30 protein-coding genes are annotated in these 24,869 nt (G+C 53.5%); all 30 read right to left on the reverse strand.

The genetic code is table 11. From position 1 onward, the window contains the following. On the reverse strand, window positions 1-1,585 hold a 1,585-nt coding region (locus EZJ44_RS00005), incomplete at its 3' end, for a thrombospondin type 3 repeat-containing protein (RefSeq protein ID WP_131278877.1). 189 nt (window positions 1,586-1,774) lie between these two features. Then, window positions 1,775-2,251, reverse strand: a complete 477-nt coding sequence (gene rplO / locus EZJ44_RS00010; protein WP_131278879.1) for a 50S ribosomal protein L15 — start codon at window positions 2,249-2,251, stop codon at window positions 1,775-1,777. After that, on the reverse strand, window positions 2,251-2,430 hold the full coding sequence (rpmD, locus tag EZJ44_RS00015) for a 50S ribosomal protein L30 (RefSeq protein WP_131278881.1): 180 nt from the start codon (window positions 2,428-2,430) through the stop codon (window positions 2,251-2,253). Before rpmD ends, rplO begins: the two co-directional genes overlap by 1 nt. After that, window positions 2,427-3,134, reverse strand: a complete 708-nt coding sequence (rpsE, locus tag EZJ44_RS00020; protein WP_131278883.1) for a 30S ribosomal protein S5 — start codon at window positions 3,132-3,134, stop codon at window positions 2,427-2,429. Before rpsE ends, rpmD begins: the two co-directional genes overlap by 4 nt. Window positions 3,135-3,159: 25 nt before the next feature. After that, window positions 3,160-3,531, reverse strand: coding sequence for a 50S ribosomal protein L18 (gene rplR, locus EZJ44_RS00025; RefSeq protein WP_131278885.1), 372 nt, complete (start codon window positions 3,529-3,531; stop codon window positions 3,160-3,162). Next, complete coding sequence (gene rplF / locus EZJ44_RS00030; protein WP_131278887.1) at window positions 3,531-4,067, reverse strand: 50S ribosomal protein L6; 537 nt, start codon at window positions 4,065-4,067, stop codon at window positions 3,531-3,533. Before rplF ends, rplR begins: the two co-directional genes overlap by 1 nt. Window positions 4,068-4,084: 17 nt before the next feature. Continuing rightward, window positions 4,085-4,483, reverse strand: a complete 399-nt coding sequence (rpsH, locus tag EZJ44_RS00035) for a 30S ribosomal protein S8 (protein WP_131278889.1) — start codon at window positions 4,481-4,483, stop codon at window positions 4,085-4,087. A gap of 54 nt (window positions 4,484-4,537) precedes the next feature. Next, on the reverse strand, window positions 4,538-4,723 hold the full coding sequence (locus EZJ44_RS00040) for a type Z 30S ribosomal protein S14 (protein WP_131278891.1): 186 nt from the start codon (window positions 4,721-4,723) through the stop codon (window positions 4,538-4,540). 2 nt (window positions 4,724-4,725) lie between these two features. Further along, window positions 4,726-5,292, reverse strand: a complete 567-nt coding sequence (gene rplE, locus EZJ44_RS00045; RefSeq protein ID WP_131278893.1) for a 50S ribosomal protein L5 — start codon at window positions 5,290-5,292, stop codon at window positions 4,726-4,728. After that, entirely contained in the window at window positions 5,289-5,633 is a 345-nt protein-coding gene (gene rplX, locus EZJ44_RS00050) for a 50S ribosomal protein L24 (RefSeq protein WP_131278895.1), read from the reverse strand. The genes rplE and rplX overlap by 4 nt, the downstream gene beginning before the upstream one ends. Further along, on the reverse strand, window positions 5,633-6,001 hold the full coding sequence (gene rplN, locus EZJ44_RS00055; protein WP_131278897.1) for a 50S ribosomal protein L14: 369 nt from the start codon (window positions 5,999-6,001) through the stop codon (window positions 5,633-5,635). The genes rplX and rplN overlap by 1 nt, the downstream gene beginning before the upstream one ends. A gap of 92 nt (window positions 6,002-6,093) precedes the next feature. After that, entirely contained in the window at window positions 6,094-6,360 is a 267-nt protein-coding gene (gene rpsQ, locus EZJ44_RS00060) for a 30S ribosomal protein S17 (protein ID WP_131279557.1), read from the reverse strand. A 20-nt stretch (window positions 6,361-6,380) separates the two neighbouring features. Then, window positions 6,381-6,614 (reverse strand): 50S ribosomal protein L29, encoded by a 234-nt coding sequence (gene rpmC, locus EZJ44_RS00065; protein WP_131278899.1) that lies wholly within the window; start codon window positions 6,612-6,614, stop codon window positions 6,381-6,383. Beyond that, the gene (rplP, locus tag EZJ44_RS00070) at window positions 6,611-7,027 is read right to left on the reverse strand and encodes a 50S ribosomal protein L16 (protein WP_131278901.1); all 417 of its coding nucleotides are present in this window, start codon (window positions 7,025-7,027) and stop codon (window positions 6,611-6,613) included. Before rplP ends, rpmC begins: the two co-directional genes overlap by 4 nt. Window positions 7,028-7,032: 5 nt before the next feature. Then, on the reverse strand, window positions 7,033-7,863 hold the full coding sequence (gene rpsC, locus EZJ44_RS00075) for a 30S ribosomal protein S3 (RefSeq protein ID WP_131278903.1): 831 nt from the start codon (window positions 7,861-7,863) through the stop codon (window positions 7,033-7,035). 2 nt (window positions 7,864-7,865) lie between these two features. Then, entirely contained in the window at window positions 7,866-8,231 is a 366-nt protein-coding gene (rplV, locus tag EZJ44_RS00080) for a 50S ribosomal protein L22 (RefSeq protein WP_131278905.1), read from the reverse strand. A gap of 33 nt (window positions 8,232-8,264) precedes the next feature. Further along, a complete protein-coding gene (rpsS, locus tag EZJ44_RS00085; RefSeq protein ID WP_131278907.1) occupies window positions 8,265-8,546 on the reverse strand; it encodes a 30S ribosomal protein S19 in 282 nt (93 codons plus the stop codon). Window positions 8,547-8,563: 17 nt separating this feature from the next. After that, on the reverse strand, window positions 8,564-9,400 hold the full coding sequence (gene rplB / locus EZJ44_RS00090) for a 50S ribosomal protein L2 (RefSeq protein WP_131278909.1): 837 nt from the start codon (window positions 9,398-9,400) through the stop codon (window positions 8,564-8,566). Window positions 9,401-9,430: 30 nt separating this feature from the next. Further along, entirely contained in the window at window positions 9,431-9,748 is a 318-nt protein-coding gene (rplW, locus tag EZJ44_RS00095; protein ID WP_131278911.1) for a 50S ribosomal protein L23, read from the reverse strand. Continuing rightward, on the reverse strand, window positions 9,745-10,392 hold the full coding sequence (gene rplD, locus EZJ44_RS00100; RefSeq protein WP_191088392.1) for a 50S ribosomal protein L4: 648 nt from the start codon (window positions 10,390-10,392) through the stop codon (window positions 9,745-9,747). The genes rplW and rplD overlap by 4 nt, the downstream gene beginning before the upstream one ends. A 5-nt stretch (window positions 10,393-10,397) precedes the next feature. Further along, on the reverse strand, window positions 10,398-11,066 hold the full coding sequence (rplC, locus tag EZJ44_RS00105; RefSeq protein WP_131278915.1) for a 50S ribosomal protein L3: 669 nt from the start codon (window positions 11,064-11,066) through the stop codon (window positions 10,398-10,400). A gap of 11 nt (window positions 11,067-11,077) precedes the next feature. Then, on the reverse strand, window positions 11,078-11,386 hold the full coding sequence (rpsJ, locus tag EZJ44_RS00110) for a 30S ribosomal protein S10 (RefSeq protein WP_034232511.1): 309 nt from the start codon (window positions 11,384-11,386) through the stop codon (window positions 11,078-11,080). Window positions 11,387-11,590: 204 nt separating this feature from the next. Beyond that, window positions 11,591-11,734, reverse strand: coding sequence for a hypothetical protein (locus EZJ44_RS08655; RefSeq protein WP_165496043.1), 144 nt, complete (start codon window positions 11,732-11,734; stop codon window positions 11,591-11,593). Window positions 11,735-11,844: 110 nt separating this feature from the next. Next, window positions 11,845-13,035, reverse strand: a complete 1,191-nt coding sequence (tuf, locus tag EZJ44_RS00115; protein ID WP_131278917.1) for an elongation factor Tu — start codon at window positions 13,033-13,035, stop codon at window positions 11,845-11,847. Window positions 13,036-13,157: 122 nt separating this feature from the next. Beyond that, window positions 13,158-15,278 carry an elongation factor G gene (fusA, locus tag EZJ44_RS00120; protein WP_131278919.1) on the reverse strand — a complete coding sequence of 707 codons (2,121 nt, stop codon included), beginning with the start codon at window positions 15,276-15,278 and terminating at the stop codon, window positions 13,158-13,160. A 48-nt stretch (window positions 15,279-15,326) separates the two neighbouring features. Continuing rightward, a complete protein-coding gene (gene rpsG / locus EZJ44_RS00125; protein WP_131278921.1) occupies window positions 15,327-15,797 on the reverse strand; it encodes a 30S ribosomal protein S7 in 471 nt (156 codons plus the stop codon). Beyond that, a complete protein-coding gene (gene rpsL, locus EZJ44_RS00130) occupies window positions 15,797-16,171 on the reverse strand; it encodes a 30S ribosomal protein S12 (RefSeq protein WP_131278923.1) in 375 nt (124 codons plus the stop codon). The genes rpsG and rpsL overlap by 1 nt, the downstream gene beginning before the upstream one ends. 367 nt (window positions 16,172-16,538) lie before the next feature. Next, entirely contained in the window at window positions 16,539-17,006 is a 468-nt protein-coding gene (locus EZJ44_RS00135) for a DUF1307 domain-containing protein (RefSeq protein ID WP_131278925.1), read from the reverse strand. 244 nt (window positions 17,007-17,250) lie between these two features. Then, window positions 17,251-21,147, reverse strand: coding sequence for a DNA-directed RNA polymerase subunit beta' (locus EZJ44_RS00140; protein ID WP_131278927.1), 3,897 nt, complete (start codon window positions 21,145-21,147; stop codon window positions 17,251-17,253). A 102-nt stretch (window positions 21,148-21,249) separates the two neighbouring features. After that, entirely contained in the window at window positions 21,250-24,711 is a 3,462-nt protein-coding gene (rpoB, locus tag EZJ44_RS00145; RefSeq protein WP_131278929.1) for a DNA-directed RNA polymerase subunit beta, read from the reverse strand. Between the last annotated feature and the right edge of the window lie 158 nt (window positions 24,712-24,869).

The following is a 24,869-nucleotide window of genomic DNA, read 5'->3' on the forward strand; positions in this document are numbered from 1 at the left end:
CCTTGTTCGGATCAGTACCCTTAGCAATCTCATCAAGATCAGACACACCGTCACCATCAGAATCGAGCAGGTTATACACGTAGTACACCTCAGTCATACCCGAATCAGGGAACGCTACAGTACCAGCAGCAGTACGAATACTTGCCTGTGGCTGGCCGATAGCTGTAGCAGCCTTCACCGCATCAGTCTCAACCTTGTAACCATTGATAGTCTTCGGGGCAACAGCCTGATCAGGAGAAGCCAGACCAGTGGCTGGATCAGGACTTGATGCCGGGTAACCATAGTAGGTGTCTGTCGTGTTAAGAGCCTGCCCGGTGTTATCTACATAGTGAACCTTGACAGCAGTTTGGTTAGTCACCTGAACACTGATCGGAGTATCCGAGATCGTGCCCGTTCCACTGTAGTCGCTACCTAGGTTGTGAAAAGTTTCGACAGTAGCGGATTCTTTCAATGCCGGATCAGAAAAGTTTACGCTATACGCATTTCCAATCTTTGGAGAAATCAAGTCCAGCTGCTTGGCCAGAGCGAACGCGTCCGTCGTGTTCTGGTTAGGTGAGGTAATGGTATCACCATCGGCCGGGCTTAGAACCGTATTGCCTTGAAGTGGACCATAGTTAGTCACATGCGTCCACGAACCATCGGTATTTTTGACCACACCGTACTCGCCTGGCTTCAGAAAAACTTGCGCATCGGCAAACGTCATGTCTGGAGGAATCGTAACAAGTTTGCCGCCCGTGCTACCACCCATATTGATGTCAAGTCCACCCGTGATTGTATTGGACGAGTCGAAGGTAGCAAACGTATTAGGCACCATCGGATTGCCTTCAGTCACTGAAAGGATTTGACTTCCCGGGTTAGCAGTATACCGTTGCATAACCACGACGTCTTGATTCGGATTCGTCACTGGTGTACCGTTCACTGCTGCTTCCAGTGCCCCAAATGACCACAGATAGTTGTCGATGGAAACGCCATTCGCACCAGTATAAGGCGTACCAGCTACGTAGTTGGATCGGTCAATTGACGGGGCGGAACCTGTGGAATAAGCAATCTTGTAGTTCGACGTGCCGATACTCAAGGTTGCTACACCAGTGCTGGAAAAGTCCGTATATTGCGCGCCTGAAATTTCAGCAGTGAACTTAAGAACTCCGCCGCCACCAATGTTGGTCTTGGTCAAGAATAGGCACGTTCCCGATACTGCGGCGGTGAAAATCGGATTCGTGGCAGGAATATTCGGCGAAACTTCACTAAAGAACGGGCCAAAGGCGGCCGCATCATCAGTCAAACAGGCCTTGACCGTATCGCCGGCCGCAATTTGACCATAGTCAGTAATATTCACCGATAGCGTGTACTTGAGTGGATTCCAGTTACTAACTGGTGTTGTTTCATTATAAGTGACAGAGCCATCCGATGACGTCACTTTGTCAATCGTAGCAGTGCCTTTTGCGTCGTTGATAAGATCGTAGGTCGCGGCTGCGCTCGCCACTGGGGAAATAGAGAACAGACCCGCAAAAACAACAGCAGTAGCATATGCACCTGCTAAAAGCTTTTTACGAAGCCACCCTCCCCGCACTTTTCGTGTATTCATACACCCTCCAAATAGGAAAAGAAGAATCAATTCCAAATAAATATAACGATTGGAATCATAGATAAATCTAACCAGTAATTGAACATTTAGCTACTTATTTTATATGGCATCCCACATAGCAATATCGCCACAAAATACAAAAAATGTGGCTCCCACATTTGTGGGAGCCACACTTAACGCTTTGAAACCTTATGCTTCGCGCTTCTCTAGAGAACCACCAGCAGCTTCGATCTTCTCCTTTGCAGAAGCAGACCACGCATCAGCAGTTACCGAAACCTTCACAGAGATTTCACCGGTGCCGAGGATCTTCACAAGGTGCTTCGGGCGCACAGCACCCTTAGCTACGAGATCTTCAACAGTAACAGTGCCGCCCTGAGGGAACAGCTCTGCCAACTTGTCCAAGTTAACTACCTGGTACTCAACACGAGCAGGGTTCTTGAATCCACGCAGCTTTGGAAGGCGCATGTGCATTGGCATCTGTCCACCTTCGAAACCTGCAGGCACCTGGTAGCGAGCCTTCGTACCCTTGGTACCACGGCCAGCGGTCTTACCCTTGGAGCCCTCACCACGACCAACACGAGTACGAGCTTTCTTAGCTCCTGGTGCTGGACGAAGATCGTGAATCTTGAGAATATCGACGGATTCGGTCGTCTTCTTTTCTGACATCAGTCAACCTCCTCCACGGTAACAAGGTGTGCCACCGTACGAATCATTCCGCGCACAATCGGAGTATCCTCACGCACTACGGACTGATGAATCTTACGCAGACCGAGGGAACGCATGGTGTCCTTCTGGTTCTGCTTGGCGCCAACAAGGCCCTTCTTTTGCGTAATCTTCAGCATCATGCACCAACTCCTGCGGCAGCTGCCTCATTCTCTGCCTGCTGGGCAGCGATTTCAGCATCTTCGCGTTCCTTGGCTTCGTGCTCAGCGCGGGCGCGGAGCATCGATGCTGGAGCAACACGGTCAAGTGGGAGTCCACGGCGAGCAGCCACAGCCTCAGGCTGTTCGAGCTGCTTGAGCGCAGCAACTGCACCACGAACGATGTTGATCGCATTGGAAGAACCGAGCGACTTGCTCAGCACATCGTGAATGCCAGCGCACTCCATGAGAGCACGCACAGGACCACCAGCAATAACACCGGTACCAGCGGAAGCTGGGCGGAGCAAAACTACGCCAGCAGCATCCTCACCCTGAACGAGGTGTGGAATCGTTGTGCCAATACGTGGAACCTTGAAGAAATTCTTCTTAGCATCCTCAGTGCCCTTAGCAATTGCTGCGGGAACTTCCTTTGCCTTGCCGTAGCCAACACCAACGGTGCCATTGCCATCGCCAACCACTACAAGAGCGGTAAACGACATGCGGCGTCCACCTTTAACGGTCTTAGCAACACGGTTGATTGTAACGACGCGCTCGATGTAAGCGTTCTTCTCCTCGGCGCGACGATCGGTGCGACGGTCGCCACGGCGACCATCACGGCGGTCATTGCGCTCGTTGCGCTCTCCGCCATTTTCCGAGCCCTTGGCTCGTCCTCGCTGCTCTGCAGCCATCAGAATATCCTCTCGTTTTGCCTTATTACAGGGTCAGTCCGGCATCGCGTGCGCCGTCTGCTACTGCAGCAACGCGACCGTGGTACTTGTTACCGCCACGATCGAAGACCACAGCGGAAACGCCAGCTTCAATCGCGCGCTTTGCAACAAGCTCGCCAACTTCGCGTGCCTTGTCTACCTTGTTAGCTTCCTTCGCACGAAGTGAAGCTTCCAAAGACGAAGCGGACGCGATGGTCTTGCCTACGGTGTCGTCGATAACCTGTGCAACCATGTGACGGTTGGAGCGGGTAACGACGAGACGTGGACGCTCTGCGGTACCAGAAATGCGCTTGCGAAGGCGTGCATGACGACGTGCGCGAGCAACAAACTTGCCCTTGCCTTTGATTGATACTGCCATCACTTACCAGCCTTTCCAGCCTTGCGGCGGATAACTTCGTCAGCGTACTTAACGCCCTTACCCTTGTAAGGTTCAGGCTTACGAAGCTTACGAATACGCGCAGCCATTTCACCGACCTGCTGCTTGGAGATACCGCTCACTGCGAACTTGGTTGGGCCCTCCACTTCGAAAGTGATACCTTCCGGAGCCTCAACGAAAATCGTGTGCGAGTAACCGAGGGAAAATTCGAGATCCTTACCCTTTGCCACTACGCGGTAACCTGTACCAACAATCTCCATCGCCTTCTTGTAACCTTCGGTTACGCCGATGATGTTGTTGTTGATGAGAGTGCGAGTTAGACCGTGAAGCGAACGCGATACACGCTCGTCGTTCGGACGGGTAACTACAACTTGGTTATCCTCAAGAGCTACTTCGATCGGAGCAGGAACAGCCTGGGACAGTTCGCCCTTTGGTCCCTTAACGGTTACAACACCGTTATCGATCTTCACTTCTACGCCGCTAGGAATAGCGATAGGGAGCTTACCAATACGAGACATTGTATAACTCCTTTCGCTTACCAGACGTAGGCGAGGACTTCCCCACCTACACCCTTGTCCTTAGCCTCACGGTCAGTGAGGAGACCTGAAGATGTAGACAGAATTGCTACACCCAAGCCGCCGAGCACCTGAGGGAGGTTTGTTGACTTCGCGTAAACGCGAAGACCTGGCTTCGAAATACGGCGCAGACCAGCAAGCGAACGCTCGCGGTTTGGACCGAACTTCAAGTTGAGGATGAGGGTCTTTCCAACCTTGGCATCTTCAACTTCGTAATTTGCGATGTAACCCTCACGCTGGAGGATATCGGCGATATTCGCCTTCATCTTCGAGTACGGCATAGATACCGACTCGTGGAATGCCGAGTTAGCATTCCGCAGACGCGTTAACATGTCTGCAATTGGGTCTGTCATAGACATCGGGCAAAGCCCTTTCTCGTCGTGGTTTCCTTTTCAGACCTACGACGTAGATTCTTACCAGCTGGACTTCTTGACGCCTGGGAGTTCGCCTCGCAGGGCCATCTCACGCAAGCAAACACGGCATAGACCGAACTTGCGGTACACCGAATGAGGGCGTCCACAACGCTGGCAGCGCGTGTATGCGCGAACAGCGAACTTCGGCTTGCGAGCAGCTTTAACTTTGAGTGCGGTTTTTGCCATCGTCAGTCCTCCTTGAATGGGAAACCAAGGTGACGTAGCAAAGCACGTCCCTCGTCGTCGTTCTTAGCGGTCGTGACGACGGTGATATCCATGCCACGAACGCGGTCGATCTTGTCCTGATCGATCTCATGGAACACAGACTGCTCGGTAAGACCGAACGTGTAGTTGCCATGACCATCGAACTGCTGTGCCGAGAGTCCGCGGAAATCGCGAATACGTGGCAAAGCGGTGGAAAGCAAACGATCGAGGAATTCCCACATGCGATCGCCGCGAAGCGTCACGTGTGCACCAATTGGCATGCCTTCGCGCAGCTTGAACTGTGCGATAGACTTGCGAGCCTTGGTCACCTGAGGCTTCTGACCGGTGATAACGGTGAGGTCAGCAATAGCGCCGTCGATGACCTTTGAGTCACGAGCAGCTTCGCCAACACCCATGTTAACGACGATCTTAACCAGACCAGCGGTCTCGTTAACGTTTGCGTAATTGAACTCGTCCTGAAGCTTCGCGATGATTTCTTCGCGATACTTCGCCTTAAGACGTGGTAGGACCTTATCGGTTGCGGTGCTCACAGCTCGATCTCCTCTCCCGCGCGACGACCAATACGCTCACGCATGATCTTCTTGCGGCCATTGCGCTCTACTTCGACCTCACGGTAGCCAACGCGAACTGGCTTCTTGTCTGGGCCGAGGAGGGCAACGTTAGAAATATGAATCGGAGCTTCTACAGTTTCCTTGCCACCGGTAGCTGCGCCACGATCAGTGCGGCCAACCTTGGTGTGCTTGGTAACCATCTGAGCATGCTCAACGATCACGCGATTCTTCTCAAGGTCAACCTTGAGAACGCGACCGGTCTGTCCCTTGCTCCGACCTGCGATAACCTTTACGAGGTCACCCTTCTTGATCTTCGCCATCAGATTACCTCCGGTGCCAATGAAACGATACGCATGAACTTCTTGTCGCGTAGCTCACGAGCTACGGGACCGAAGATACGCGTGCCGCGTGGTTCCGTGTCGTTCTTCAGAATAACGGCAGCGTTTTCACCGAAGCTGATGTACGAACCATCAGCGCGACGAGTTTCCTTCTTCGTGCGGACGACAACCGCCTTTACGACGTCGCCCTTCTTAACATTTCCGCCTGGAATAGCATCCTTGACGGTTGCGACGATAACGTCGCCAATTCCGGCGTAGCGCCGGCCGGATCCACCGAGAACACGGATGCAGAGGATTTCCTTTGCGCCTGTGTTATCAGCAATCTTGAGCCGCGACTCCTGCTGGATCATTTATTTTCTCCTGTCGTCGTGCCGGTTCTCGTTAAACGAGCCTTGCCGAACGGATGGTTTTAATCGGCCGGCACAATTGCCGGCCGACAAAATCACTTAGCCTTCTCGATAATCTCAACCACGCGGAAATGCTTGGTTGCAGACAGCGGTCGGGTTTCCATGATTTTAACGAGATCACCTACGTGAACCTCATTATTTTCGTCATGGGCTTTGACACGCTTGGTACGGGTCATAACCTTACCGTAGAGCGGATGCTTACGGCGGTCCTCAACCTCGACCACAACGGTCTTATCCATTTTGTCACTAACCACGTATCCACGGCGAACCTTACGGTGATTTCGCTGTGTGGTTTCGGTCATTTCTTCGCTCACGTTAGACCTCACTTCTTAGCCGTTGGGGCGGTGCGAATTCCGAGCTCACGCTCACGGGCAATGGTGTAGATACGTGCAATGCTGCGACGTACTTCCTTAAGTCGGCCGGAATCCTCAAGACGGTGGGTCACAGCCGAGAAACGAAGATTGAACAGTTCTTCCTTCGCTTCCTTGAGCTTTTCAGCAAGCTCACCATCGGTTAGCTTGTCTAGCTCTTCAGTGGTGATGCCCTTAGCCATCATTCACCATCCTCACGGGTTATGAAACGAGTCTTCATTGGGAGCTTGTGCATTGCACGGAGCATAGCTTCACGAGCGAGCTCCTCTGGAACGCCAGCCAGTTCGAACATAACGCGACCTGGCTTAACGTTCGCAATCCACGTCTCGACTGGGCCCTTACCGGAACCCATACGAAGACCGAGTGCTTTCTTGGTCAACGGGCGATCTGGGAAGATGTTAATCCACACCTTACCACCACGCTTTACGTGACGTGTCATGGCAATACGAGCGGCTTCGATCTGACGGTTCGTAATGTATGCAGGCTCAAGTGCCTGGATACCGTACTCACCAAAAGCCAACTTGTTGCCACCCTTGGACATGCCGTGGCGATCGGGGCGATGCTGCTTACGATGCTTTGTGCGGCGGGGAATGAGCATGAAACTCAGGCCTCCGTTTCCTGGGTAGTAGCTGGCTCGGTTGCTGGAGCTTCGACGGTTGCCTCTACTGCAGCGTTCTCAGCCTGCTGGTTATTGCGAGGAGCGCGATTGCCACGCTCACCGCGACGACCGCGACGCTCGTTGCGTCCACCGCGACCACCACGTGGTGCTTCGGCGAGCGAACGGAAGTATTCCTTCTCGGTCATATCGCCACGGTAGATCCAAACCTTCACGCCAATGCGACCGAAGGTGGTACGAGCCTCGTAAAAACCGTAATCAATATTTGCACGAAGGGTGTGCAGTGGCACACGACCCTCGCGGTAGAACTCAGCGCGCGACATTTCAGCGCCACCGAGACGACCCGAACACTGGATTCGGATACCCTTCGCACCAGCGCGGAGCGCGGACTGCATGCCCTTGCGCATTGCGCGGCGGAAGGAAACTCGGGACGAGAGCTGCTCAGCGATTCCCTGTGCAACGAGCTGTGCATCAGCTTCAGGATTCTTTACTTCGAGAATGTTGAGCTGCACCGACTTACCGGTGAGCTTCTCGAGATCCTGACGCAAACGGTCAGCTTCTGCACCACGGCGTCCAATAACGATGCCTGGACGAGCGGTGTGGATATCAACCACAACACGCTCGGTACGGCGCTCGATATTAACGCGGGAGATTCCCGCACGCTCGAGGTTCTTTTCCATCAGGCGACGAATCTTGATGTCCTCGCCCAGGTAGTCAGCGTAACGCTGGCCTTGCTTCGTCGAATCAGCAAACCACTTCGAACGGTGCTCAGTTGTGATACCTAGACGGAAACCAGTTGGATTTACTTTTTGTCCCACAATCAGGCTCCCTTCTCGTTCTTGCCATCGCTGACAATAACGGTGATGTGGCTTGTACGCTTCAGGATGCGATTCGCGCGGCCCTGTGCGCGTGGCTGAATACGCTTCATGGTTGGACCCTCGTCAACGTAAGCAGCGGAAACCTTGAGGTCAGCTTCGTCGAAACGAACGCCGTCCTGCTCAGCACGGTAACGTGCGTTCGCAATAGCGGATTCCAAAATCTTCTTTACGTCGCGAGCGACAGCCTGTGGTGCGTACTGCAGCACGTCGACGGCATCCAGTGCACGCTTTCCGCGGATTTCATTAACCACGCGGCGCGACTTCTGGGGCGTGACGCGCACAAATCGTGCTTGCGCCTTAGCTTCCATAATTTTGCCTATCTCTTTCTCGTGCTACGTGCCTCAGCGGCGACGGCCCTTGCGATCGTCCTTCTCATGACCCTTGAAGGTACGAGTTGGTGCGAACTCGCCCAACTTGTGACCCACCATGGATTCAGAAACAAACACTGGAACGTGCTTGCGTCCGTCATGAACTGCGAAGGTGTGACCGAGGAAGTCCGGTGTAATAATTGACCGGCGCGACCAGGTCTTAATGACGTTCTTAGTACCCTTTTCGTTCTGCTCGTCCACCTTCTTCATAAGGTGTTCGTCAACGAATGGGCCTTTCTTCAAACTACGCGGCATTGCTCATCTCCTCCTGATCAGCGCTTCTTGCCAGTCTTGCGACGGCGCACAATGAGCTTGTCGCTGGGCTTGTTAGGATGACGGGTGCGGCCTTCCTTCTGACCCCAAGGCGAGACTGGGTGACGACCACCGGAAGTCTTACCTTCACCACCACCGTGTGGATGGTCAACAGGGTTCATGACGACGCCGCGGACGGTTGGGCGAACGCCCTTCCAGCGCATACGTCCTGCCTTGCCCCAGTTGATGTTGGACTGCTCAGCATTTCCAACTTCACCAATGGTTGCGCGGCAGCGAGCGTCTACGTTGCGGATTTCTCCAGATGGCATACGCAACTGAGCGTACTTGCCTTCCTTTGCAACGAGCTGCACCGATGTGCCAGCGGAACGTGCGATCTTTGCACCGCCACCTGGACGAAGCTCAACAGCGTGAACAACCGTACCAACTGGAATATTGCGCAGTGGAAGGTTGTTGCCTGGCTTGATGTCGGCCGAAGGACCGTTTTCAATCATCATGCCCTGCTTGAGATTCTCCGGAGCCAAGATGTAGCGCTTCTCGCCGTCCACGTAGTGGAGCAGTGCGATACGAGCGGTACGGTTCGGATCGTACTCAATATGAGCAACACGAGCCTGGATACCATCCTTGTCGTGACGACGGAAGTCGATCACGCGGTACTGGCGCTTGTGTCCGCCACCCTTGTGACGAGTGGTGATGCGACCATTGTTGTTACGGCCACCAGTCTTGTGTAGTGGGCGAAGAAGCGACTTCTCAGGCGTAGACCGAGTGATCTCGACGAAGTCGGCAACGCTCGCACCGCGACGACCTGGTGTCGTCGGCTTGTACTTACGAATTCCCATGAGTTCTTATCCTCAATATCCTCGCCGGCTTCAGCCGACGATCTCGCCGTAGATGTCGATCGTGCCCTCGCGGAGGGTAACGATTGCTCGCTTGGTAGCCTTACGACGACCAATACCATCGCGGGTCCGGCGGGTCTTACCTGCACGATTAATCGTGTTTACCGAATCAACCTTGACGTTGAAAATCTTCTCGATAGCGAGCTTGATTTCCGTCTTGTTTGCGCTCGGGTGCACGAAGAACGTGTACTTACCTTCATCCTCAAGACGAGTGGCTTTTTCAGAAGCTACTGGTGCAAGAATGATGTCTCGCGGATCTTTGTTCTTGAAAGCTGCATATGACTCGGTCACTTCGTCTCCTCCTTGGAGTTGGCGCCAACCCAAGCTTCGAGGGCGGCCTCAGTGAAGATCACATCATCAGCAACGAGAACATCGTACGAGTTCAGCTGGTCGCCGTAAATGCTGTGAACTTCTGGAACGTTACGGAGCGAAAGTACGTTTACGTCGTCTTCACGTCCAAGAACCACAAGCGCGCGGCGTCCTTCGTTAACCTTGGCGAGAAGCTTGATAGCTGCCTTGGTCGAAGGAGTATCCGAATCAACGAAACCCTTAACAACGTGAACGCGACCGTTGCGGGCGCGATCTGAAAGCGACTGACGAAGTGCAGCAGCAATCATCTTCTTAGGGGTACGCTGCGAATAATCGCGTGGCTGCGGACCATGAACGATACCGCCACCAGTGAAGTGTGGAGCGCGGATCGAACCCTGACGAGCGCGACCGGTTCCCTTCTGCTTGAAAGGCTTCACGCCACCGCCGCGAACTTCGCCGCGGGTCTTGGTCTTGTGTGTGCCCTGGCGTGCAGCTGCAAGCTGAGCAGTAACAACCTGGTGGATAAGTGGAATGTTTGCGTCTACATCGAAAAGCGCAGCTGGAAGAGTTGCCGAGCCGGCCTTCTCTCCTGCGTAATCGAGGACGTCAACCTTGAAGTCTGCCATTAAAATCAGGCTCCCTTCACGGCAGTGCGGATCACGACAAGACCGCCCTTGTTACCTGGGATTGCACCCTTAACAAGAATGAGATTGTTCTCGGCGTCGATTGCGTGAATGGTCAGGTTCTGAACGGTGACGCGAGCGTTACCCATGCGACCAGCCATGCGCATTCCACGGAATACGCGCGACGGCGTTGCACAAGCACCGATCGAACCAGGCTTACGGTGGTTACGGTGAGCACCGTGGGAAGCAGAAACACCAGCGAAACCGTGGCGCTTCATAACTCCAGCAAAGCCCTTGCCCTTTGACTTACCAATTACGTCAACGGCTTGACCTGCTTCAAACGTGTCCACACCGAGTTCTTGACCGAGGGTGTACTCCCCTGCGTCAGATGTGCGAATTTCTGCTACGTGACGACGAGGTGCAACGCCAGCCTTGTCGAAGTGACCCTGGAGTGGCTTCGTCACGTTCTTTGCCTTCAGCTCGCCCGATGCGATCTGAACTGCTTCATAACCGTCTACCTCAGATGTACGTACCTGGGTGACTACGTTCTTACCAACTCGCACAACGGTGACTGGAATGAGGTTAGCTTCCTCGTCCCATACCTGCGTCATGCCGAGCTTGGTGCCGAGCAGAGCCTTAACTGGCTTTGCTACAGCTGCTTGGATGTTCTTTACCATAATGCGTTACCTCAGAGCTTGATCTCGACGCTGACGTCTGCTGGAAGATCCAGACGACGCAGGGTGTCAATTGTCTTCAGGGTCGGATCAACGATGTCGATGAGTCGCTTATGCGTACGCATTTCAAACTGCTCACGACTGTCCTTGTATTTGTGGGGCGAGCGAATGACTGTGAATACGTTCTTCTCAGTCGGCAACGGCACCGGTCCCACAACCGACGCTCCAGTACGGGTAACTTCGTCGACGAGCTTTTTCGCTGCACTGTCGATGACCTCATGGTCATAAGACTTCAGACGGATGCGGATCTTTTGTCCCGCCATGGCGTCGTCTCCCTCTCTCTACCGCGGTAACACCGAAACCCGCAGTCGGGCGTGTCGCGCGATAAGTACAACGTCAAGCCCTATGCAGTTTTGGTGAACCTCTTTAATGTACCGAAGTGCGAATGCAACTTCGGCCAAGTTCATAACTCGGCTAATTCCGAGCAACTTAATTAGTATGCCAAATGTTCGTGACCAGCGGCAAGTTTAAGGCCGGTTTGGTGGCACAACCCACGTCAGACCGACGTCGGTACCATTTGGCTCCTCAGTGAGCATACCGAGCTTCGAGGCAATTGACCAGATCGGAAGGCGTGAAACCGTGCACACTTCCGACGTCTGAACATCCGACATTAGCAATATTGGCTATTCGGCAACGCACTCAGCCTCCGATAGTACCCAACACAAAAGTGGGCTCCGCAGCAAAACTGCGAAGCCCACTTAAGAGTTATCTAATCAGTTCATCACTTGATGATCTTGATAACACGGCCTGAACCAACGGTGTGGCCGCCCTCGCGGATTGCGAAGCCGAGGCCCTCTTCCATAGCGATTGGCTGGATGAGCTCAACAACCATTTCGGTGTTGTCGCCAGGCATAACCATTTCGGTGCCTTCTGGAAGGGTGATAACACCGGTAACGTCCGTGGTACGGAAGTAGAACTGTGGACGGTAGTTCGAGAAGAATGGGTTGTGGCGTCCGCCTTCTTCCTTCTTCAGAACGTAAACCTGAGCTTCGAACTCCGTGTGAGGAGTAATCGTGCCTGGCTTAGCAATAACCTGTCCGCGCTCAACTTCGTCACGCTTGGTGCCACGAAGAAGAAGTCCACAGTTTTCGCCAGCGTCTGCGTGATCCATCGACTTGTGGAACATTTCGATACCGGTAACGGTGGTCTTCTGTGGTGCACGGATACCGAGGATTTCAATTTCCTCGTTGAGGTTGAGCATACCGCGCTCAACACGACCGGTAACAACGGTTCCACGACCAGTGATGGTGAAAACGTCTTCGATCGGCATGAGGAATGGCTTCTCGAGATCGCGAACTGGATCTGGGAAGTACTCGTCAACCTGGTTCATGAGCTCTTCAACGGAAGCAACCCACTTGGCATCGCCTTCAAGAGCCTTGAGAGCGGAAACCTGAACAACTGGAGCGTTGTCGCCGTCGAACTCCTGCGAGGAGAGGAGGTCACGAACTTCCATCTCAACGAGCTCGAGGATTTCTTCGTCATCAACCATGTCGGACTTGTTCAGTGCAACAATGAGGTTTGGAACGCCAACCTGGCGAGCAAGAAGAACGTGCTCGCGGGTCTGAGCCATTGGACCGTCGGTAGCAGCAACCACGAGGATTGCGCCGTCCATCTGAGCAGCGCCGGTAATCATGTTCTTGATGTAGTCGGCGTGGCCTGGAGCGTCAACGTGTGCGTAGTGACGCTTTTCGGTCTGGTACTCAACGTGGGAAACGTTAATGGTAATACCACGCTGGCGCTCTTCTGGAGCGTTATCAACCTGATCGAACGGGGTGAACTCGTTCAGATCTGGGTACTTGTCTGCAAGTACCTTGGTGATAGCTGCGGTAAGGGTTGTCTTACCATGGTCGACGTGACCGATGGTGCCGATATTCATATGCGGCTTGGACTTGTCGTACTTGGCCTTGGCCACTTGTGCCCTCCTGGGACTCGGGTAGTGTCTTTCAGCTTCTAGAATTTAGTGCTTGCGCACAAATCCATGGCTAAATGAATCCTACTGGTTTAATTGTATTCTTGTAAATTTAACCTGCTGGCTCATTCGCCACGGGTCTTCTGAATGATTTCGTCGGCAACAGCCTTCGGAACCTCTTGGTACTTCGCGAACTGCATGGTGTACACTGCGCGACCCTGCGTCTTTGAACGCAAATCGCCAACGTAACCGAACATTTCGGAAAGCGGAACATGAGCACGCACGATCTTGACACCGGTAGCGTCCTCCATCGAGGCAATCTGTCCACGGCGGGAGTTAAGATCGCCGATAACATCGCCCATGTACTCTTCAGGAGTACGAACCTCCACGTCCATCACTGGTTCGAGGATAACCGGCTTGGCGCGCTTAGCGCCCTCGCGGAATACCATCTGACCAGCAATCTTGAACGCCATTTCGGAGGAATCGACGTCGTGGTAAGCGCCGTCTTCGAGGGTAGCTTTAACGCCTACCATCGGGAAGCCTGCGAGCACACCATTCTCCATTGCTGCCTGAATACCTGCATCAACAGATGGAATGTACTCACGAGGAACGCGGCCGCCTGTAACGGCGTCAACAAACTCGTAGGTTGTACCTTCCTCGTTCTCTTCGAGTGGTTCGAAGGTAACGAGAACCTTAGCGAACTGACCGGAACCACCAGTCTGCTTCTTGTGGGTGTATTCGATCTTCTCAGCCTTAGCGCGAATGGTTTCGCGGTAAGCAACCATTGGAGCACCAACGTTTGCTTCGACCTTGAATTCACGACGCATACGATCCACGAGAATATCGAGGTGAAGTTCGCCCATACCGCCGATAACGGTCTGGCCAGTCTCATCATCAAGCTTAACCGAGAAGGTTGGATCTTCTTCAGCAAGCTTCTGGATAGCAATGCCGAGCTTCTCCTGATCGCCCTTCGACTTAGGCTCAATAGCCACGTGAATAACTGGATCTGGGAAGGTCATCGACTCAAGCGAAATCGGATGTGCAGGATCGCACAAGGTATCACCCGTGGTGGTATCTTTCAGACCCACAACCGCGTAGATGTGACCAGCGTGTGCAACTTCTACTGGGTTTTCCTTGTTCGAGTGCATCTGGAAGATTTTTCCGATGCGCTCCTTCTTACCCTTGGTTGCGTTCAGCGTGCCCGAACCAGAATCAATCTTTCCGGAGTAAACGCGAATGTAGGTAAGACGACCGAAGAACGGATGAACAGCAATCTTGAATGCGAGTGCGGAGAACGGTTCTTTCTCATCAGCTTCGCGGGTAAGGTGCTTTTCGTCGTCGGAAGGATCAACACCCTTCACTGCCTCGATATCGAGCGGTGATGGAAGGAAATCGACAACTGCGTCAAGCATTGGCTGAACGCCAATGTTCTTGTATGCAGAACCACAGTAAACTGGGAAGATATCGCCATCAATGGTCATCTTACGGATGGCCTTCTTGAGTTCTGCGATCGAGATTTCCTCGCCACCGAAGAACTTCTCCAAGAGAGCGTCGTCAGTTTCTGCAACAGTTTCGATCAGCTTTGCGCGGTATTCCTCAGCCTTGTCGAGCATGTCAGCTGGGATTTCTTCCTCAACGACGACGGAACCGTGGGTCTTGTTGCCCTTGTCGTCCTCAGCTGGGAAGCGAATCGCCTTCATGGTGAGCAGATCGACAACACCCGAAAGTGTGGACTCTGCACCAATTGGGAGCTGCATAACAAGCGGAGTAGCGTGCAAACGCTCTTCGATAGTACGTACCGAGAAGTAGAAGTCCGCACCCATCTTGTCCATCTTGTTGATGAAGCAGATACGTGGAACGTTGTACTTGTCAGCTTGACGCCACACGGTCTCGGACTGTGGTTCTACACCTTCCTTGCCGTCGAACACTGCAACAGCGCCGTCGAGAACGCGCAAAGAGCGCTCTACCTCAACGGTGAAGTCAACGTGTCCTGGGGTGTCGATAATGTTGATCTGCGTACCCTTCCAGAAAGAGGTAACAGCAGCAGACGTAATCGTGATGCCGCGTTCCTTTTCCTGTTCCATCCAGTCGGTGGTTGAAGCACCATCGTGGGTTTCGCCGATCTTGTAGTTGATGCCGGTGTAGAACAGAATGCGCTCGGTGACGGTGGTTTTACCAGCGTCAATGTGCGCCATAATTCCAATATTACGGACCTTCTTGAGGTCAGAAAGCACTTCCAGTGCCATATAGGTCTCTCTTCTTTAATTGAAGGAAGCTCGAAAGCAACCTTGTTTTTACCAGCGGTAGTGTGCGAAGGCGCGGTTCGATTCGGCCATGCGGTGCATGTCCTCACGACGCTTAACAGCGGCGCCTAGTCCGTTAGCGGCATCCATGATTTCATTCTGGAGACGCTCGAGCATGGTGTTCTCTCGGCGCTGGCGTGAGAAATCCACGAGCCAACGGAGAGCGAGAGTATTGGCACGGCCAGGCTTAACCTCAACCGGAACCTGGTACGTTGCGCCACCAACACGGCGGGAACGTACTTCGAGCTGTGGACGAATATTGTCCATCGCGCGCTTGAGAACGGCGATTGGATCCTGTCCGGTCTTTTCTGCAACTGCAGCCAATGCACCGTAGACGATGCGCTCAGCAGTGGACTTCTTGCCATCAAGAAGAACACGGTTGATGAGCTGAGTTACCAAAGTTGAACCGTGAACTGGATCAGCGATAAGTGGTCGCTTACGAGCGGGACCCTTACGTGGCATTACTTCTTCTCCTTCTTCGCACCGTACTTGGAGCGTCCTTGCGAACGGTTCTTGACACCCTGGGTATCAAGAGCGCCACGCACGATGTGGTAGCGGACACCAGGAAGATCCTTCACACGACCACCGCGAACGAGAACGATCGAGTGCTCCTGAAGGTTGTGACCTTCACCTGGGATGTATGCCGTGACCTCGATACCGGAGGACAAACGAACACGGGCGACCTTACGAAGCGCCGAGTTAGGCTTCTTCGGTGTAGTGGTGTAGACGCGGGTGCAAACTCCACGACGCTGCGGGCTCTTCTTAAGAGCTGGCGTGTTGGAGGCACTAACCTTGCTGCTGCGGCCCTTGCGAACCAGCTGCTGAATAGTTGGCACTATTTCTCCTGTTTAACTATTTCTTTCGTCGAACTGCCCGCCTGTCCGAATGAACCTGCGGTTGAAGAGGACACCGTTCCTCTTCCAACGTCTAAAGACCCTTCATCCGACTCAGTCTCCGCCTGAATTGCAACTACGAAAGCGAAGTATCGGTTTAGCAACGTGAAGGACCCTAGAACGGGCACCAACGTTAAGACTAACGTTTTAGCGGTAAAACAGTCAAAGACAGAGCACAAATTGCAAACGTGGCACTACACACACTCGGTGTGTAGTGCCACGTTATTGAGTCACAACTGCCGGAATCAAGCCGCGCTAACCAATCAGCACATTAAAGCCATTGAGCTGGCACTTGAACCGACCAAGTCAATTACTTGACTTCTTTCCAGCCGTTCTTCTTGAGTTCTTCAACGCTCTTCTTGAGAGAGAGGTAGTCGATCTTCGAGTCGGTTACCGGAATAAGCTTCGCATCAATAGCCTGCTTCAAGGTTTCCGAATCGCCTACTGGAATCGAAATCGTTTCGGTCATCTTGCCGTCTTTTTCAGCGATGTCGTACTTAGCGCCCTTAATCTTGGCGTATTCAGCCTTTGCTTCGTCAACGGCCTTCTTGACGATCTCTTTCTGAGTGTCATCAAACTTCGCAAGATCAATTTCAGTGTCCTGCTTGAAATCCTGAACCTTATCATCTTCCGCGTTGAGCGTCATGGTGATCTTCAGGCCATCTTTTTCTTGCGAGAGCTTAGCGGATTCTTTAACTGGTGAGCCGCAAGCAGCCAAACCAAAGATGAGCATCATCGAAGCAAAAAGAGCCGTCAATGCGCGGGTGAACTTCTTCATGTAATTTCCTATCCGAGGTGTTCAGCAAAATGCTGTTTACGAACAAATTGTACCAAAGTAGCCACGCCTTGGAAACTGACTCTGCTTTTCGTTAACCAGTCGTTTACATTTCAAACATCAAAGCATCCATATTTTGGTATCTCCGATTCTGCAAAATATGAAGGCGGGACACTGACCTGCGTCAGCATCCCGCCTTAATATTTTGGTTACTACAGAATCAGTTCTATCTCGATCCTGAAATCACTCAGAATTGCAGACCAAACCCATAGCCGATCGAGGAATCATAATCGTCGTAACCGCCGTAACCGTAGATATCGTCGAACGAATCCAGATCGCGGCTAATGATGTTATGCAACTGCTCGTATTCGCTACGTGCAGCAGGCGTTGGCTCAGCCTTCATGCCACGGAGTTGCTCCAAGCCAGTACCAGCCGGAATCAACTTACCGAGAATGACGTTTTCCTTCAGACCCGACAACGGATCGGACTTCGAATTCAACGCTGCCTCAGTGAGAACCTTCGTGGTCTCCTGGAAGGACGCAGCCGAGAGCCACGAATCGGTAGCCAAGGAAGCCTTGGTAATACCCATCAGCTCTGGACGACCCGACGCAGGCTTGCCGCCCTCTGCCAAGGTTGCGCGGTTCGCATCTTCGAATACCGATACGTCTACCAACTCACCCGGAAGCAACGTGGTATCCCCTGCTTCCAGCACAGTTACGCGGCGAAGCATCTGGCGCACGATAACTTCGATGTGCTTGTCGTGGATTTCCACGCCCTGCGAACGATAAACGTTCTGCACTTCGGATACGAGATGCAACTGAGCTTGGCGACGTCCCGTGATACGAAGAACCTTCTTCGGATCAACCGAACCTTCAACGAGCTGCTGTCCAACCGCAACGTGCGATCCTTCTGGAACAAGAAGCTTCGCACGCTTGCCCACGAGGTAAACGAGGTCTTCGTCGCCGTCGTCGCGCTTGATAATCAGGCGACGCGAACGCTCCATGTCCTCGATTTCCAGTCGGCCGGCGGCCTCCGCAAGCGGAGCCTCGCCCTTTGGAGTACGAGCTTCGAAAAGTTCCTGAACACGAGGTAGACCCTGGGTGATATCCTCTGCGGATGCAGCGCCACCTGTGTGGAAGGTACGCATCGTAAGCTGAGTTCCAGGTTCGCCAATCGACTGAGCGGAAACGATACCCACTGCTTCGCCGATGTCAACGAGCTTGCCGGTTGCCAACGAGCGGCCGTAGCAAGCAGCACAGGTGCCCACGCGCGAGTTACAGGTGAGCACGGAGCGAACCGTGATCTCCTTGATTCCGGCGTCGATAAGCTTCTCGAGTGCGACGTCGCCAATATCGGTACCTGCCTCAACGACGACGTTTCCATCGGCGTCAAGCGCATCCTTTGCGAGGGTGCGTGCGTAAACCGAGGTATCGATATCCTCGGAACGAACGACATTGCCGTCTGCATCGGTGACGATAATTTGCTTAGTCAGACCACGCGAGGTGCCACAATCAGCTTCGCGTACGATAACGTCCTGAGCCACGTCCACCAGACGACGGGTCAAGTAACCCGAGTCAGCGGTACGAAGCGCGGTGTCAGCAAGACCCTTACGAGCACCGTGGGTAGCGGTGAAGTATTCGAGCGCGGACAAGCCTTCACGGTAGTTCGACTTAATCGGACGTGGAATAATTTCACCGTTCGGATCAGCCACGAGACCACGCATACCAGCAACCTGGCGAATCTGCATCCAGTTACCACGAGCGCCAGAGGAAACCATCTGGTTGATGTTGTTCCAGTAATCGAACTGGTCACGCATCTCGTCAGCAACCTTGTCGGTCACTTCCGTCCAGAGAGCAACGAGATCCTTACGACGATCTTCGTCACGGATATTTCCTTCTTGGAAGTCCTGTTCAATCTTGGCAGCTTGCTTTTCGGCAGCCTCAAGAATTTCAGCCTTGTTAGCAGGCGTCTTAACGTCAGATACAGCGATGGTCACGCCGGAGCGTCCACCCCAGTAGAAGCCCGTCTCCTTAAGAGCGTCAAGCGAGGCACCAACGTCCACCTTCGGGTAGCGTTCTGCGAGCTCATTAACGATAGCTCCCAGCACCTTCTTGTCTACAACCTTGTTCACGAATGGGAACTGAGTTGGTAGCGCATCGTTGAAGATCGAGCGTCCGAGTGTGGTTTCGAGCAGGACGGCGTCGCCCTCTTCGTAGTTCTCCGGTGCGTTCCAGCCACGAGGCAAGACGACGTCCTCCGCGCGGAAACGAATGCGAACGAGCGCATTGAGATCCAACTCGCCGAGGTCGAATGCCATCTGAGCTTCTGCAATAGACGAGAAGCAACGACCCTCGCCCTTGCCACCTTCACGAACCATCGTCAAGTGGTACAAGCCGATAATCATGTCCTGCGATGGAACCGTAACTGGACGACCATCGGAAGGCTTGAGAATGTTATTCGCTGAAAGCATCAAAATACGTGCTTCTGCCTGCGCTTCCACCGAAAGCGGCAGGTGCACAGCCATCTGATCGCCGTCGAAGTCAGCGTTAAACGCAGAACATACGAGCGGGTGCAGGCGGATTGCCTTACCTTCGATCAGCTGAGGCTCGAATGCCTGGATACCAAGACGGTGCAGCGTAGGTGCACGGTTGAGCAATACTGGGTGCTCCTTGATGACCTCTTCGAGCACGTCGAACACTTCGTCACGCTGGCGCTCGATGAGACGCTTAGCTGCCTTGATGTTCTTAGCCAATTCAAGATCAACGAGACGCTTCTGCACGAATGGCTTGAAGAGCTCCAAAGCCATCGTCTTTGGCAGACCACACTGGTGCAACTTCAAAGTTGGACCAACCACGATAACCGAACGACCCGAGTAATCAACACGCTTACCGAGCAGGTTCTGACGGAAACGACCTTGCTTACCCTTGAGCATGTCCGAAATGGACTTCAACGGACGGTTACCGGCTCCCTGAACTGGGCGGCCACGACGTCCATTGTCGAAAAGCGAATCCACAGCTTCCTGGAGCATACGCTTTTCGTTGTTCACCATAATTTCAGGCGCGTTGAGATCGATCATGCGCTTGAGACGGTTATTACGGTTAATGACGCGGCGGTACAAGTCGTTCAAATCGGACGTTGCGAAACGTCCGCCATCAAGCTGCACCATTGGGCGCAAATCCGGTGGAATCACTGGCAGTGCGTCCAGCACCATTGCCTCTGGCTTGGTGCCCGAGTGCAAGAAGGCGTTAACAACCTTGATACGCTTCAAAGCGCGAGTCTTGCGCTGAGCGGTGCCGGTTTCAATTTGTTCAACGAGCGCATCGTGCTCAGTTTGCAAATCGAAATCACGCAGACGACGCTGAATAGCTTCCGCACCACGGAAAGCTTCGAAGTAGTCGCCCCAACGAGCTTCCATCTCGCGGTATGCGTCTTCGTCACCTTCGAGGTCGCCTACCTTGAGCTTGAGGAACTTGTCCCACACCTCGTCGAGGCGCTCAAGATCCTGCTCAAACTGACGGCGAACTCGGCGGGTTTCAGCTTCTGCACTGCGCTTGATCTTAGCGCGAGCAGCGGCGTCGGCATTAGAATTCTCGGCTTCCTTCAAAGCCTCTTCTTCTGCACGCAGAGCCTTCTCAACCTCGGCGTCGCGCTCCTTTTCAAGGTTTGCACGCTCGAGTTCGTATTCGCCGGTGAGAGTTGCGAGGTCAGCACGACGACGCTCCTCATCCACGCTAGTCACCATGTATGCAGCAAAGTAAATGACCTTTTCCAGATCCTTTGGAGCAATATCAAGGAGGTAACCAAGGCGCGATGGAACACCCTTGAAGTACCAAATATGAGTTACAGGTGCAGCGAGTTCAATATGACCCATACGCTCGCGGCGCACCTTTGAACGCGTGACTTCAACGCCACAGCGCTCACAAACAATTCCCTTGTAGCGAGGGCGCTTGTACTTACCACAAGCACACTCCCAATCACGGGTAGGACCGAAAATCTGCTCACCGAAAAGGCCATCCTTTTCAGGCTTGAGAGTACGGTAGTTGATGGTCTCAGGCTTGGTAACTGTGCCGTGTGACCATGAACGGATATCGTCGGACGTGGCCAGCGATATGTGGAGCTGATCGAAGAGATTAACGTCGAGCAAGATTCCTACTTCCGAAGTATTTTACGCCGGGTAAATTCTTTTGTTTCAATCGGCGGGCAAGGTAGCAGGCGTTTCGCCACCATGCCCACCGTCGAGAGCTAACTAGAAGTCAGCGCCTGTCTGAAGGTCTTCGAGGCCCGTCTGAACGCCCGCGTTCTGCGGTGCTCGGAAGGCGTCGTCGTCGGAATCCTGCAGGCTAATAGCATTGCCCACAGAGTCAAGGGCTTCCACATTCAAGCACAGCGAACGCATTTCTTGAACGAGAACCTTGAACGATTCCGGAAGACCCGGCTCAGGTACGTTGTCTCCCTTAACGATTGCTTCATAAACCTTGACTCGGCCGACGGTGTCGTCCGACTTGATCGTCAACATTTCCTGAAGTGTGTGTGCGGCACCGTACGCTTCAAGTGCCCAAACTTCCATTTCTCCGAAGCGCTGGCCACCGAACTGGGCTTTACCACCAAGTGGCTGCTGGGTAACCATGGAGTATGGACCGGTTGAACGCGCGTGGATCTTGTCATCCACCAAGTGGTGCAGCTTCAGCATGTACATGTAACCAACCGAAACTGGCTCTGGGAACGGCTCACCGGTGCGGCCGTCAAACAGACGCGCCTTACCGCTCTCGTCCACCATGCGATCGCCGTCGCGATTTGGCAAGGTATTTCCAAGCAGACCCTTGAGTTCATCGGAAAGAACGCCGTCGAACACTGGAGTAGCCACTGGCTGGCGTCCCTCAGTCTTGACCGAACCTTCCGGTAGACGCAGCGCCCACTCTTCGCCGTTCTTGCGAGCTTCGGTAGCGTCCCAGCCTTGAGCTGCAATCCAGCCCAAGTGGAGTTCGAACACCTGACCGAGGTTCATACGCGATGGCACACCAAGTGGATTCAAAACGATATCGACTGGAGTACCGTCTTCCATAAACGGCATGTCTTCCAGCGGGAGAATACGGGAGATAACACCCTTATTTCCGTGGCGACCAGCCATCTTATCGCCAATCGTGATCTTGCGGCGCTGCGCAATATGAACACGAACGGTTTGGCGAACATCGGCGGCGAGCTCATCGTGATTCTCAGAGGAGAATTCCTTGACACCAATGACGATGCCGGATTCACCGTGTGGCACGCGGAGCGAGGTATCGCGAACTTCCTTTGCCTTCTCACCGAAAATAGCGCGAAGCAGGCGCTCTTCGGAGGTGAGCTCGGTTTCACCCTTTGGCGTGATCTTTCCGACGAGGATGTCACCTGCGGAAACTTCAGCGCCGATACGGATGATTCCACGCTCGTCGAGATGCGAAAGCATTTCTTCCGAAACGTTTGGAATATCGCGGGTGATTTCTTCTGGACCAAGCTTGGTATCGCGGGCATCAACCTCGTGCTCTTCGATGTGAATCGAAGTCAAGAGATCTTCTGCCTGGCAACGCTGGGACAGAATAATAGCGTCTTCGTAGTTGTAGCCGTTCCATGCCATGAAAGCAACGAGGAGGTTCTGACCGAGAGCCAATTCGCCACCGTCGGTAGCTGGACCATCGGCAATGAGCGAACCCTTCTCCAAGCGGTCACCCTCAGAAACAACAACACGTTGGTTGGTGCAGTTTCCAGGGTTCGAACGCTCGAACTTCGCCAACTTGTACATGCGGTGGTTGCCGTCGTCTTCCTCCACGTAAACTGCGTCGGCGGAAACTTCGGTAACTACACCAGGCGCAACGGCAACAGTAACATCACCGGCGTCAACAGCTGCGCGGATTTCCATGCCGGTGCCTACGAGCGGCGCGGCTGGACGGATCAACGGCACAGCCTGACGCTGCATGTTTGCACCCATGAGAGCGCGGTTTGCGTCGTCGTGCTCCAAGAATGGAATCATTGCGGTACCAACGGAACACATCTGACGTGCAGAAACGTCCATGTAGCCAACTTCGTCTGGATGAACGAGCGCAGGCTCACCACCAGGCAGGCGTACAAGAACTTCCTGCTCCTTGAAGGTGCCGTCCTCGTTCAGCTCGGCCGAAGCCTGTGCCACTGCGTAACGATCTTCGTCGGCGGCGTCGAGGTAAACGATCTCATCAGTGACGCGACCATCCACAACCTTGCGGTAAGGTGTCTCGATAAAGCCAAAAGCATTGACGCGACCAAACGAAGCAAGCGAACCGATCAGACCAATGTTTGGACCTTCAGGGGTTTCGATTGGACACATACGGCCGTAGTGCGACGGGTGAACGTCTCGAACTTCCATCGAAGCGCGATCACGCGACAGACCGCCCGGACCGAGAGCCGACAGACGGCGCTTGTGCGTCAAACCAGCGAGCGGGTTGTTTTGATCCATGAACTGCGAGAGCTGCGAAGTACCGAAGAACTCCTTGATTGCAGCCACAATCGGGCGGATATTAATCAACGACGACGGCGTGATTGCTTCCGCTTCCTGCGTGGTCATACGCTCGCGCACCATACGATCAAGACGCGACAAACCAGTGCGGACTTGGTTCTGAATAAGCTCGCCAACAGCGCGAATACGACGGTTGCCGAAGTGGTCAATATCGTCCGTTTCGACGACGACGCTACGGCCACCTTCTGCTGAAACTACCTCTGCTTCACCTGCGTGCAGAGCGAGCAAGTAGCGAAGCGTAGCCGTGATATCGGTGATCGAAAGCTGGCGCTTGGAAGATTCAATATCCAAGCCGAGCTTTTTATTGACCTTGTAACGACCAACCTTGGCGAGATCGTAGCGCTTGTCGTTGAAATAGAAATTGCGCAGCAAGTTGCGACCAGCCTCAGCGGTTGGCGGTTCGCCTGGGCGCAACTTGCGGTAAAGATCTTGCAAGGCTTCTTCTTGAGTCTTGACGGTGTCCTTTTCCAAGGTGTCAATCAGAATCGGGAAGTCCTTGAATTCTTCGCGAATCTCGGATTCGCTCATGCCCAGGGCCTTAAGGAATACGGTTACCGACTGCTTGCGCTTACGATCGATGCGCACGCCCACCGAATCGCGCTTGTCGATTTCAAACTCGAGCCATGCGCCGCGCGACGGGATGACCTTGGTCGAGTAGATGTACTTATCAGAGGTCTTGTCTGCCAAGCGTTCGAAGTAAACGCCTGGGGAACGCACCAGCTGAGAGACGACGACGCGCTCAGTACCGTTGATAATAAAGGTACCTTGTGGGGTCATCAGCGGGAAGTCACCAATAAAGGTGGTCTGAGACTTGATTTCACCAGTTTCGTAGTTCTGGAATTCAGCAGTCACGTAGAGCGCCGCCGAGTACGTCATGTCTTTGTCTTTGCATTCAACAATCGAAGCTTTCTCATCTTCAAGATGAGGATTCGACAACACAAGACCCATGGTACGAGTGGTGTTTTCAATCGGTGAAATTTCATCAAAAATTTCTTCAAGGCCCGACTTTTCGTCTGGATGCTCAGCTCGCCACTCATCTGAGCCAGTGAGCCATCCATAAGAGGAGGTCTGCAAGCTGAGAAGATCAGGAACCGTCATAGGTTCCGTAAGTTTAGCGAACGAGATACGATCAGCGGCAAGTTTGCCGTTCACGACGGTGGGCATAGAGGTGCGCGAAGCAGCCAAAGGATGTTCCTTCCCTGGGTTCCGGTAAGGCTATCAACGCAAAGATCGGACACACGCACGCACAATTAAGAGAAATACAGATTCAGATAAAAAGGGTACGGGTGTTGATACACTGCGCAAGTTTCAAATCTACCGAATCAGGGCGAATTAGTCCAGCC

Source organism: Arcanobacterium bovis (assembly GCF_004331995.1).
Lineage (GTDB): Bacteria > Actinomycetota > Actinomycetes > Actinomycetales > Actinomycetaceae > Arcanobacterium_A > Arcanobacterium_A bovis.